Annotated in this window: 14 protein-coding genes; 4 read left to right on the plus strand and 10 right to left on the minus strand. The window is 68.7% G+C overall.

Annotated features, from left to right (window positions below; all coding sequences use genetic code 11):
• Positions 1-193 precede the first annotated feature (193 nt).
• A complete protein-coding gene (locus ACK4UM_RS20060; RefSeq protein ID WP_409802616.1) occupies positions 194-718 on the plus strand; it encodes a copper chaperone PCu(A)C in 525 nt (174 codons plus the stop codon).
• A gap of 162 nt (positions 719-880) precedes the next feature.
• On the opposite strand, the gene ACK4UM_RS20065 is transcribed toward ACK4UM_RS20060, so the two are convergent.
• On the minus strand, positions 881-1,420 hold the full coding sequence (locus ACK4UM_RS20065) for a L,D-transpeptidase (RefSeq protein ID WP_409802617.1): 540 nt from the start codon (positions 1,418-1,420) through the stop codon (positions 881-883).
• A 127-nt stretch (positions 1,421-1,547) separates the two neighbouring features.
• Here ACK4UM_RS20065 and ACK4UM_RS20070 point away from each other — a divergent pair, with 127 nt between their 5' ends.
• Both ACK4UM_RS20070 and ACK4UM_RS20075 read left to right on the plus strand, forming a co-directional pair.
• Entirely contained in the window at positions 1,548-2,234 is a 687-nt protein-coding gene (locus tag ACK4UM_RS20070; protein WP_409802618.1) for a response regulator transcription factor, read from the plus strand.
• A 23-nt stretch (positions 2,235-2,257) separates the two neighbouring features.
• The gene (locus ACK4UM_RS20075; protein ID WP_409802619.1) at positions 2,258-2,701 is read left to right on the plus strand and encodes a cyclic nucleotide-binding domain-containing protein; all 444 of its coding nucleotides are present in this window, start codon (positions 2,258-2,260) and stop codon (positions 2,699-2,701) included.
• A gap of 233 nt (positions 2,702-2,934) precedes the next feature.
• Here the strand turns inward: ACK4UM_RS20075 and ACK4UM_RS20080 are convergent, their stop codons facing one another.
• The 9 genes from ACK4UM_RS20080 to lipB form a co-directional block, all read right to left on the minus strand.
• On the minus strand, positions 2,935-3,060 hold the full coding sequence (locus ACK4UM_RS20080) for a hypothetical protein (RefSeq protein ID WP_409802620.1): 126 nt from the start codon (positions 3,058-3,060) through the stop codon (positions 2,935-2,937).
• 190 nt (positions 3,061-3,250) lie between these two features.
• Positions 3,251-4,063: an exodeoxyribonuclease III gene (gene xth / locus ACK4UM_RS20085; RefSeq protein ID WP_409802621.1), complete on the minus strand. Its 813-nt coding sequence runs from the start codon at positions 4,061-4,063 to the stop codon at positions 3,251-3,253.
• Positions 4,064-4,242: 179 nt separating this feature from the next.
• Positions 4,243-5,349 carry a branched-chain amino acid ABC transporter substrate-binding protein gene (locus ACK4UM_RS20090; RefSeq protein ID WP_409802622.1) on the minus strand — a complete coding sequence of 369 codons (1,107 nt, stop codon included), beginning with the start codon at positions 5,347-5,349 and terminating at the stop codon, positions 4,243-4,245.
• Between the two features lie 162 nt (positions 5,350-5,511).
• Positions 5,512-5,859 (minus strand): DUF6867 family protein, encoded by a 348-nt coding sequence (locus tag ACK4UM_RS20095; RefSeq protein WP_409802623.1) that lies wholly within the window; start codon positions 5,857-5,859, stop codon positions 5,512-5,514.
• 19 nt (positions 5,860-5,878) lie between these two features.
• Positions 5,879-6,592 carry an ABC transporter ATP-binding protein gene (locus tag ACK4UM_RS20100; RefSeq protein WP_409802628.1) on the minus strand — a complete coding sequence of 238 codons (714 nt, stop codon included), beginning with the start codon at positions 6,590-6,592 and terminating at the stop codon, positions 5,879-5,881.
• A gap of 8 nt (positions 6,593-6,600) precedes the next feature.
• On the minus strand, positions 6,601-7,506 hold the full coding sequence (locus ACK4UM_RS20105) for an ABC transporter ATP-binding protein (RefSeq protein WP_409802624.1): 906 nt from the start codon (positions 7,504-7,506) through the stop codon (positions 6,601-6,603).
• The gene (gene livM, locus ACK4UM_RS20110) at positions 7,506-8,843 is read right to left on the minus strand and encodes a high-affinity branched-chain amino acid ABC transporter permease LivM (RefSeq protein ID WP_409802625.1); all 1,338 of its coding nucleotides are present in this window, start codon (positions 8,841-8,843) and stop codon (positions 7,506-7,508) included. Before livM ends, ACK4UM_RS20105 begins: the two co-directional genes overlap by 1 nt.
• Positions 8,843-9,757, minus strand: a complete 915-nt coding sequence (locus ACK4UM_RS20115) for an ABC transporter permease subunit (RefSeq protein ID WP_409802626.1) — start codon at positions 9,755-9,757, stop codon at positions 8,843-8,845. Before ACK4UM_RS20115 ends, livM begins: the two co-directional genes overlap by 1 nt.
• 218 nt (positions 9,758-9,975) lie before the next feature.
• Entirely contained in the window at positions 9,976-10,647 is a 672-nt protein-coding gene (gene lipB / locus ACK4UM_RS20120) for a lipoyl(octanoyl) transferase LipB (RefSeq protein ID WP_409802629.1), read from the minus strand.
• A 100-nt stretch (positions 10,648-10,747) separates the two neighbouring features.
• Here lipB and ACK4UM_RS20125 point away from each other — a divergent pair, with 100 nt between their 5' ends.
• Positions 10,748-11,083, plus strand: coding sequence for a FliM/FliN family flagellar motor switch protein (locus ACK4UM_RS20125; protein ID WP_409802627.1), 336 nt, complete (start codon positions 10,748-10,750; stop codon positions 11,081-11,083).
• The last annotated feature ends 245 nt before the right edge of the window (positions 11,084-11,328 follow it).

Below are 11,328 nucleotides of genomic sequence, written 5' to 3' on the forward strand. Positions count from 1 at the left end.
CGCGGCGCTCGCGCCGCCGCCTTCCGCGCCCTCCCCGCTCGCGCGCGCCCCCCGGCCGGTCGCCGCTGCCGCGATGGCGCCGGACGTGTTGCCGACCCGCATCGCCTGCGCCCCGCTCGGCGCCCGCGCGCCACCCTCCGCCTGATCGCCGAAAGCCAGAGCCTTTTTCGACCGATCGACGGAGCAAGACATCATGCCTGCCAACACTCTTCCGCGCGCCTTCGGCGCCGCGATCCTCGCCTGCCTCCTCGCCTGCCTCCTCGCCGCCATTCCCGCGCAAGCGGGCGAGTTCCGCGCGGGCGACATCGTGATCGAGACCCCCTGGACCCGCGCCACCCCCGGCGGTGCGCGCGTCGCGGGCGGCTACATGCGCCTGACGAATACCGGCACCGAGCCCGACCGCCTGATCGGCGGCTCCTCGGAGATGGCCGGGCGCTTCGAGGTGCATTCCATGGTCATGGACGGCACGGTCGCCCGCATGGCCCCCGTCGAGGGCGGCCTCGAGATCCCGCCGGGGGAGAGCGTCGAGCTCGCGCCGGGGGGCTACCACGTCATGTTCATGGATCTCCAGCGCCCGCTCACCCAGGGCGAGACGGTGACCGGGACGCTCGTGTTCGAGCGCGCGGGCACGATCGAGATCACCTGGGAGGTCGCCGCCATGGGCGTGCGCAGCCCCGACGGGCATGGGCAGGGGCATGGGCATGGGCACCGCCACTGAGCGCCGAGACTCCCCTCCCTCCCCGTAGGGGAGGGTGGCCCCTGAGCGCAGCGAAGGGGTCGGGTGGGGCACGACGCTTGATGGATCGTCTCCACCCGGGCCACACCCGGCCGCGGTCGCTCACGCTCCCGCGTCCACCCTCCCCTCCGGGGAGGGAGGCGGTCAGCCGATCGCGATGCGGGTGCGGCGGGACAGGCGCGGGAGGAGGCGGGCGAGGGCCGCGGCGGGGAGCGCGACGCAGCCGGCCGTCGCAGCGAGGCCGGGGCGGGCGACGTGCATGAAGATCGCGGAGCCGCGACCCCTCAGAATCGGTCCGCGATTGGCAGCGAGGTCGATCACGATGTCGTATTGCCGGTCCTCGCGTCGCATCCGCTCGGCGCTCGCGGGATAGGGCAGGCTGACGGGGCGGTTGTAGCGGCGGTCGGCGGGATCGTCGCACCAGCCGTCGCGCGGGCCGATTGCGCGCATGGGCAGGAGGCTCGCCGGTCGCGGGCGCAGATCGGGGCGCCAGAAGCCCTGGATCAACCCGAAACGCCCGACGGGCGAGGCGCCGTCGCCCTCGCGCTTGTCGTGCGTCGTGCCGGTGCGACCGATGGCGCAGGGGATCGCCAGCGCGCCGGCGAGGAGCACTCCGCGATGCGGCGCGCCGGGCAGAGGCCGAACGCGAATCGTGCCGAGGGACCGTCTCTTCTGCCGAACCATGCCGCCTGCCTCTCCCGCCGCCGCCAATAGCCTGGGTACAAGCCCCCGTGCCCCCTTGTTGTCCAATGATGCGGGAATAGTCTAGAAGCGCTTGCGCGGCTTGCGAATCCGTCGAAGGTGACCGCCGATGTCGAACGTCAATCGCCTCCTCGTCCTCGACGACGAGCAGGAGCTTCGCGATACCCTCGCGGAGCAGCTCGCCCTCTACGACGAGTTCTCGGTGATCACCGCCGAGACGGCCGGAGAGGCCATGCGGATCGTCCAGAACGAGCGGATCGACCTCGCCGTGATGGATGTCGGTCTGCCGGACATGGACGGGCGCGAGGCGGTCAAGCTGATGCGCAAGCACGGCTTCCGCTCGCCGATCATCATGCTCACCGCGCAAGGCTCGGACGCCGACACGGTGCTCGGCCTCGAGGCGGGGGCGAACGACTACGTGGTGAAGCCCTTCAAGTTCGCGGTGCTCCTCGCCCGCATCCGCGCGCAATTGCGACAATACGCGGCCTCCGAGGACGCGATCTTCCAGATCGGCCCCTATTCCTTCCGTCCCGGCGCCAAGCTCCTCGTCTCCGAGAAGGGCTCGAAGCTCAAGCTCACCGAGAAGGAGACCGCCATCCTGCGCTTCCTCTTCCGTGCCGGCCAGAAGGTCGTCTCCCGCGAGACGCTCCTGACCGAGGTGTGGGGCTACAATGCCGGCGTGACGACGCACACGCTCGAGACGCACATCTACCGCCTGCGACAGAAGATCGAGCCGAACCCCTCCGCCGCCCGCTTCCTCGTCACCGAGGCCGGGGGCTACAAGCTCATGCCCTGACCGGCAGCGAGGCTCGCGCGCGCATGTCCCTCGAAGACGACATCTCGCTCCTCGCGCGCGCGCCTCTGATCGGGCTGATCGATCGCGACGGCCTGCGCCTTCTCGCCTTCGCCGCCGAGAAGCGGCGCCTGCGCCAGGGCGACGCCCTGTTCCGCAAGGGGGAGCGCGCCGATTGCGGCTTCGTCGTCGTGTCGGGGGCGATCGGGCTCGACAGGGAGGGCGGCAAGCCGCTCGTCGTCGCGGGGCCGGGCGACCTCGTCGGCGCCACCGCCCTGTTCGCCCGCCTCGAGCGGCCCGCCACCGCGACCGCGCGCGAGCCGTCGAGCGTGCTGCGCCTGCCCCAGCCGCTGATGCGTCGCGTGCTCGAGGAATATCCCCAAGCCGCCGCCGCCATTCACGGGGTGATGGCGCGCGAACTCGAGGCGCTCACGCGCGATCTCGTGCGGGTGGGCGAGCGGCTCGGCTGAGGGTGCATTGCTCTTTCCCGCCCGTCATTCCGGGGCGCGAAGCGAGCCCGGAATGACGGTGTCCAGGCGACAGGCGAAGCGTCACGATCTTCGAGCCGTCGCGGGTCCATTCTGCGGGTGATTCGTGACGACCGTCCACGGCGGGCCGACGAATCGCGCTGTCGTGCCGCAGCGTCGCTTGCGGAGACGAGCGTCGACGCCGGCCGCAAGAGCGGCCAGCCGGCGAGACGAGTTCAGCCGGCGACCAGGCTGACGACCAGCAACGCACCGATGAGAACGCTGAAAACCTTGAGAATGGAACCAATCGTATCGTGCGGCTTCGAGCGGGGAAAGGGCTCGACCGGCAGCGAATGGCGCATCGTCTTCTCCGATGTCTGCGTCATGGTCTTCGAAAGACGGTCTTCTTCGCTTCTTTGTTCCGCGACCGTCCCTGTTGGGCCCGCAGATGGTGGGTGGCCATGGTTAACCGATGGTTAAGGCGGCTTCAAGCCCGTGCCGCGAAAGAGCCGTGCACGGGCGTCGTGCGGCCATGCATGCGCCGCATGGGCGTCACAGATCGAGCACCGCCGTCACCGGCGCGTGGTCGGAGGGACGCTCCCAGCCGCGGGCGTCCTTGAGGATCTCGACGGCGCGGCAGGTGGTCATCAGGTCGGGCGAGAGCCAGACGTGGTCGAGGCGCCGGCCCTTGTTCGCCTTCGCCCAATCCGGGGAGCGATAGCTCCACCAGGTGTAGATCTTCTCCGGCTGCGGCGTCAGCACGCGCGCGGCGTCCGCGAAGCCGCCGGCCTCCCGCATCGCCTCGAGCGCGCTCGTCTCGACGGGCGTGTGGCTGACGACATCGAGGAGCTGCTTGTGGCTCCACACGTCGTGCTCGAGCGGGGCGACGTTGAGATCGCCGACGAGGATGGTGGGGCTCACAGTCGGCCGCGTCTTCTCGGCCCAGGCCTGCATCTCGGCGAGGAAGCCGAGCTTGTGGGCGAATTTCTCGTTTAATGCCGGGTCCGGCACGTCCCCGCCGGCGGGGACGTAGAAATTGTGGATGACGATCCCGGCGGCCCGCCCCGCCTCGGGCCCCAGCCGCACGCGCATGTGGCGCGCATCCGACTTGCCGCAGAAGGACATCGACGAGATCTCGTCGATGGGCAGGCGCGAGAACACCGCGACGCCGTGATAGCCCTTTTGGCCGAAGATCGCGCAATGCGGGTAGCCCGCCTTGCGGATCTCGGAGAGGGGAAACTTGTCGTCCGGGCACTTCGTCTCCTGCAGGCACAGGACGTCCGGGCGGCGCTCCTCGAGAAAGCGCAGGACCTGCGGCAGGCGCAGGCGCACGGAATTGATGTTCCAGGAGGTGACGACGAGCATGAGGCTGACCTGCGGCCGAGACGGGACCATTCCCGCTTAGCGCGCGGGTCGCCGTCTTGGAACCCCCGCGCGGCTCTTGTCGACAGGTCACTGCCGGGCGCGGGTGCAAGACGAGAAAAGCCCGCCCCACGAGGGGGCGGGCTCCGATCGAGCGATCGATCGAGGAGACCTCGATCGGATCACATCTCCATCTCGGCGTAGGTGCCGTCCTGCCAGACGAACCAGACGTATTCCGCCGCGACGGGATCGCCCACGTCGTCGAAGGCGATCTCGCCGAGCACCGTGTTGAAGGTCAGCGAATTGAGCTGCTCGACCACAGCGTCGTGCTCCACCGAGCCCGCCGCCTCGGCCGCCTGCACCCAGGCCTGGATCGCGGCGAAGGTGTAGAGGGTGTAGCCCTCCGGGTTGATGTTCTGCGCCTCGAAGGCCGCGACCGCCTCGGCGGCCTCGGGCTTCTTGCGCGGGTCGGGCGCGAAGGTCATCATCACGCCGTTGCCGAGATCGCCCGTGATCGACCAGAACTCGTCGGTGACGAGCGCGTCGCCGGAGACGAGCTGCGCCTGGAGGCCCTGCTCGCGCATCTGACGCAGGATCAGGCCGGCCTCGGTGTGATAGCCGCCGATATAGACCGCGCCGACGCCTTCGGCGTTGAGACGCGACACGAGCGCCGAATAGTCACGCTCGCCGGGGGTGAAGGCCTCGAACAGGCGCGGCTCGACGCCGTTGTCGACCATGGCCCTGCGGGTCTCCTCGGCCAGACCCTGCCCGTAGGCGGTGCGGTCGTGGAGGATGGCGACGTCGCCCTCGGGGAAGTTCTCGGCGAGCCAGGCGCCCGCGAAGGTGCCCTGCTTGTCGTCGCGGCCGCAGACGCGGAAGATGCCGGGGCCGGGGCGATTGTCGGTGAAGGCGGGGTTCGTCGACGCGGGCGAGATCTGGATGATGCCCTCTTCGGCGTACACGGCCGAGGCCGGGATCGAGGAGCCCGAGCAGAAATGGCCGGCGACGAAGACCACGCCCTGGCCGGCGAACTGGTTGGCGACGTTCACGGCCTGACGGGGATCGCAGGCGTCGTCGCCGACGACTAGGCGCAGCATCTCGCCGTTGACGCCGCCCGCGGCGTTGATCTGCTCGACGGCGAGGACGGCGCCGTTGCGCATCTGCTCGCCGAAGGAGGCGTACTGGCCCGTCATCGGGCCGGCGACGGCGATGACGATCTCGGCCTGTGCCGGCACCGAGAACGCCATGAGGGCGCCGAGCGCCACGCCGGACAGCATCTTCTTGGACATCTGATCGTTCCCTTCTGTTCTGGTCTGAAGGTTTCCGTCTCCCGACGAAGCGCCGGGAGACGGCGGACGAAAGCGTCGCTGGCGGCTATTTCTGCGCGTTTCGCGACGCTTGTCGACAGGAGAAAGCGGCCCGAGCGCCGCTTTTTTCGGATCGGCCGCCGCTCAGCGCGAAGAGCGCGCGCGCCAGCCGAAGGGAGAGGTCTGCTCGAAGGCGAACCGATATTGCCGCGTCATCAGCCGCGTGAGGGTGAAGCGATGCGCGACACCCGCGATCGCGATCAGCACGATCGTATCCACCACGTAATAATGCAGGGACAGGAGCGAGCCGCCGAACAGCGCGAAGTGGATGAAGCGCGTCGCCGCACCGAGCAGAAGCATCCACAGGGCGGCGTGCCAGTACGGACGCCAGCCGCGCGCGACCGCGCGGCCCGACATCCATGCGGCCCCGCCCGCGAGGACGATCGTGACGAAGAAGAAGACCCAGAAACCGGTCTCCCAGAGAATGCCCATGGTCTCTCTCTCCCTCGGCTCAGTGCCGACCGCCCTCGAGATAGGCCGCGCGCACCTCCTCCTTGGCGAGGAGCTCCGCCCCCGTCCCCGTCATGGTGATGCGTCCGTTGACCATCACGTAGCCGCGGTCGGCGAGCTTGAGCGCGTGATACGCGTTCTGCTCGACGAGGAAGACGGTCAGCCCGTCCTCCTTGTTGAGCGTCCTGAGGCTCGTGAAGATCTGCTTGACGATCAGCGGGGCGAGCCCCAGCGAGGGCTCGTCGAGGAGAAGGAGCTCCGGCCGGCTCATCAGCGCGCGCCCGATGGCGAGCATCTGCTGCTCGCCGCCCGAGAGCGTGCCCCCGCGCTGGTGCATGCGCTCCTTGAGCCGCGGGAACAGCGTGAAGACCTTCTCGAGATCGCTCTGGAAGTGCGATCCGTCGACGATCGAGGCGCCGAGTTGGAGGTTCTCGAACACCGTCATGCGCGGGAAGATGCGCCGCCCCTCCGGCGATTGCGCGATCGACATGCGCGCGATCTTGTGCGTCGGCAGGCGGGTGATGTCCTCGCCCTTGTAGGTGATGGTGCCCTCGCGCGCCTGGGGGCGCCCGAAGATCGTCATCATCAGGGTCGACTTGCCCGCGCCGTTCGCCCCGATGAGCGTGACGATCTCGCCGCGACCGACCGTGACGTCCACCCCGCGCAGGGCGACGATGTTGCCGTAATAGGTGTGCACCCCGGCGACGTTCAGCATCGGCTCGCTCACAGGCCCACCTCCGCCTCGACCGCGTCGACTTCCTCGTCGTCGACGCCGAGATAGGCGGCGATGACCTTGGGGTCGTTCTTCACGAAGGACGGCGTGCCGTCCGAGATCTTCTTGCCGTAATCGAGCACGACGACGTGATCCGAGATCTCCATGACGACGCTCATGTCGTGCTCGATGAGGAGCAGCGAGGTGGCATCGTCGCGCCGGATCGAGAGCAGGAGCTCGTTGAGATCCGCCGATTCGCGCGGGTTGAGGCCCGCGGCCGGCTCGTCGAGGCACAGGAGCACCGGGTCCGAGCACATCGCGCGCGCGATCTCGAGGCGGCGCTGGGCCCCGTAGGGCAGCGAGCCCGCCGGCTCGTCCGCGCGATCGACGAGGCCGATGCGCTCGAGCCAGGCCTTCGACTTCTCGACCGCCGCCCGCTCCGCCCGGCGATATCCCGGCCAGCCGATAAGGCCGAGGAAGGTGTAGCCGGAGGCCCGCATCAGGGGATGGTGCTGGGCGACCATCAGGTTCTCGAGCACCGTCATGCCGCCGAACAGGCGGATGTTCTGGAAGGTGCGCGCGACCTTCGCCTTGGCGGAGACGTCGTGGTCGTCCATCCGCTCGAGGAGATAGAGCGCCTCGCCGTCCCCGCTCCAGGACTGGTGCGGGCCCGCCGTCAGCGCGTCGACCTGCGCCAGCGCCCGGCCCGAGCCGTGGGCGAGCGCCATGCGCCCCTCGGTCGGCTTGTAGAAGCCCGTGATGCAGTTGAACACTGTCGTCTTGCCGGCGCCGTTGGGGCCGATGAGGGCGGTGATCTCGCCGCGGCGCGCCTCGAAGGAGAGGTCGTCTACCGCGGTCAGGCCGCCGAAGCGCATCGTCAGATGGTCGATACGCAGGATCGCGTCGTGCTCGGCCATCAGCCCTTCCCCTGCGAGACGAGGTCGGAGGAGACCTTGGTCCGCTCCTTCAGATAGACCGAGGGCGCGCGCGACGAGATCAGGCCGCGCGGACGCCAGACCATGATCAGCACCATCATCGCGCCGAAGACGAGCATCCGGTACTCTTCGAACTCGCGGAAATACTCGAACCCGCCGATCATCACGAGCGCGGCGATCGCCACGCCGAGCTGCGAGCCCATGCCGCCGAGCACCACGATCGCGAGGATCAGCGCCGATTCGATGAAGGTGAAGCTCTCGGGCGAGATGAAGCCCTGGCGCGTGGCGAAGAAGGCGCCGGCGAGCCCCCCGAAGCCCGCGCTGATCGCGAAGGCGGTGAGCTTCGTGCGCACGATCGACAGGCCGAGCGAGCGGCAGGCGATCTCGTCCTCGCGCATCGCCTCCCAGGCGCGCCCGACCGGCAGCTTGCGCAGCCGCACCGACACGAAATGCGTGACGAAGGCGAGCACCAGGATGACGTAATAGAGGAAGATCAGCCGGTGCAGCGGCGAGAATTCGAGCCCGAACGTGTCGGCGAAGCCGCCCTCGCCGCGGACGAATTCGATGCCGAAGAAGGTCGGGCGCGGGATGTTGCCGATGCCGTTCGGCCCGCCGGTGAATTGCGACCAATTGAGCAGCACGACGCGTATGATCTCGCCGAAGGCGAGCGTCACGATGGCGAGGTAGTCGCCGCGCAATCGCAGGACCGGGAAGCCGAGGATGATGCCCCAGAAGAAGGCCAGGATGAAGGCCACCGGCAGCGCCGTCCAGAACGTGATCCCGAAATACATCGCGAACAGCGCGTAGGAATAGGCGCCCACCGCGTAGAAGGCGACGTAGCCGAGATCGAGGAGGCCGGCGAGCCCCACGACGATGTTCAGGCCCCAGCCGAGCATCACGTAGGTGAGGACGAGCGTGCCGAGATCGATGTGGTAGCGCCCCGTGCCCGGCAGGAAGGGCAGGGTCAGCGCGACGAGGATCAGGAGCGCGCCGATCGCCGTGCCGACATGCGCGCCGTAGGCCTCGAACCGCTTCGGCACGAGGCCGGCGACCGCCTCCTTGGCGCCCGGCCGCCAGAGCGTGAGGTTGAGGACGAGGCGCCCGACGAAGACGATGCCGACCGCCCAGATCACGCGCTCCCAATGCTCGACCAGGAACACGCCGCGCGAGCCCTGCTCGGTCTTGAGACCCATGATCAGCCCGAACAGGCCGAGCGCGATCAGCGCGGAGAAGAAGGCGTCGCGCAGAGCGCCCATGATGTCGACGCCCGAGCGGGAGGTCCCCGCCTCGGCGCCGGCCTTGGCTACCGTGCCCGCCATCAGACCTTCTCCACCTCAGGCTTGCCGAGGAGACCCGTCGGCAAGAAGATCAGCACGATCGCGAGGATGCCGAACACGGCCACGTCCTTGTACTCGCTCGAGAAATAGCCCGCCCAGAAGGCCTCGATGAGGCCGATCAGGAGGCCGCCCAGCATGGCGCCCGGCAACGAGCCGATGCCGCCGAGCACGGCCGCGGTGAAGGCCTTGATCCCGGCGATGAAGCCGATGAAGAAGTCGATCACGCCGTAATACATGAGGTACATCGTGCCGGCGACGGCCGCGAGCATGGCGCCCATGACGAAGGTGAGCGAGATCGTCCGGTCGACGTCGATGCCGAGCAGCGCCGCCATCTTCTGATCCTGCTCGCAGGAGCGCTGCGCGCGCCCGAGCGAGGTCTTCGTCACCACGAACCAGAACAAGGTCATCAGCGCGACGGTCGTCAGGATGATCAGGATCTGGATCCAGGCGAGCCGCACGGTGAACAGGTCGCCCTCGAAGATGGTGATGCCGCCGGTGAAGACCGGCTGGATCGCCTTCACGCGGGCGCCCTGGACGAGCTGGATGTAGTTCTGCAGCACGATCGACATGCCGATCGCCGAGATCAGCGGCGCGAGGCGGAACGAGCCGCGCAGCGGCCGGTAGGCCACGCGCTCGACCGTCCAGCCGTAAAGCGCCGAGAGGCACATCGCGATGATCAGCACCATCACGAGCGCGAGCGGCACCGCCGTCACTCCGATGGCGAGCACGATCACGAAGACGATCAGCGCGGTGAAGGAGGAGACCATGAACACGTCGCCGTGGGCGAAGTTGATCATCCCGATGATGCCGTAGACCATCGTGTAGCCGATGGCGATGAGCCCGTAGATCGAGCCGAGCGTCAGCCCGTTGATGAGCTGCTGCAGAAAATAGTCCATGGACCGGTTGCCCTCGTCCTTTACGCACCGGCAGCGACGACCTCTCCGCCCCCGCCCGATGCTCGGTCGCCACCGAGCACGGCGCGCTCGCTTGTTCGTTCAGGCGAGCACTTAAGCCGCTGCACAGCACCTCGTCCATAGCCGCATGCGAGAATTTTGTTCAAGTCCAACCATTTCGCATGCTGCACAGCAAACAGGCGGCGCACCATGACCACGCGTCAAGCATCGCGGGTCGGGCCGAAAACGGCCTCGAAGGCGGCGCGCAGCTGCGCGTCGACCTCGGGCATCGTCACGGGCAGCCCGAGATCGACGAGGCTCGTGACGCCGTGTTCCGACACCCCGCAGGGCACGATGCCCGAAAAATGGGAGAGGTCCGGCTCGACGTTGATCGAGATGCCGTGGAACGTCGTCCAGCGCCGCACGCGGATGCCGATCGCCGCGATCTTGTCCTCCGCGCCCGCACCCTTCGAGGGCCGGCGCACCCACACGCCGACGCGATCCTCGCGCCGCTCGCCGCGCACGTTGAAGGCGTCGAGCGTCAGGATGATCCATTCCTCGAGGGCCGAGACGAAAGCGCGCACGTCCGGCTCCCGCCGCTTCAGGTCGAGCATGACGTAGGCCACCCGCTGCCCCGGGCCGTGATAGGTGTATTGGCCGCCGCGGCCGGTCCGGAACACGGGGAAGCGATCGGGCTCGACGAGGTCCGCCTCCCGCGCCGACGTGCCGGCGGTGTAGAGCGGGGGATGCTCGAGGAGCCAGACGAGCTCGTCCGCCGTCCCCTCCGCGATCGCGGCCGCGCGCGCTTCCATCTGCGCGAGCGCCTCCTCGTAGGGCACGAGCGCGTCGGTGACGCGCCAGGCGACCGGCGGCGCGCCCTCCCGCGCGGGCATGCGGCGCACGAGCGCCCCGCGGCCGTTAACGCCTCGTTCACCCTGTTCGGCGAGGTTGGTCATCGCTTCACCGTCGTCCCCGTTCGACGTCCGCCGCATCATGTCGAGGAGTTCGCGTCGCGTGTCCAGCCTGGAAGGCCTCTTCGTCGACCTCACCATCGTGCTCGGGCGCACCCGCATGCCGGTCCACATGCTCCTGCGCATGGGCCGCGGCGCCGTGATCGAGCTCGACGAGGGCGACGTCGACACGGTCGAGATCCTCGCCAACGATCACCCGATCGCCCGCGGCCAGGTGGTCGTCACCGGCACGCGCATCCAGGTCGAGATCACCGAGATCATCCCCAAGCCCGAGATCGTGCGCGACCCGGGCGTCTCGATCGGCGACAGCCTCGCCGTGCGCGAGGCCATCCTCGAAGGCGAGCCGGCCGGCCGCTGAGGCGGCATATCGTGCATGCATTCGACGAAACCGGAGCGACCGCTCTCCTTCCCCTCAGGGGAAGGTGGCTCCGACCCCGAACAGGGGTCGGAGACGGATGGGGTCTTTCGCTCCGAAGGAGCGAAGGGGCGTCGAGAGCCGCCGTACGTAAGGAGCTCTACGACCACGCCCCTTCGCCGCTGCCGCGGCGAATGACCCCATCCGACCCGTCGGCTTCGCCGCCGGGCCACCTTCCCCTGAGGGGA

The sequence above is a fragment of the Salinarimonas sp. genome (assembly GCF_046292825.1).
Taxonomy (GTDB): Bacteria; Pseudomonadota; Alphaproteobacteria; order Rhizobiales; family Beijerinckiaceae; genus Salinarimonas.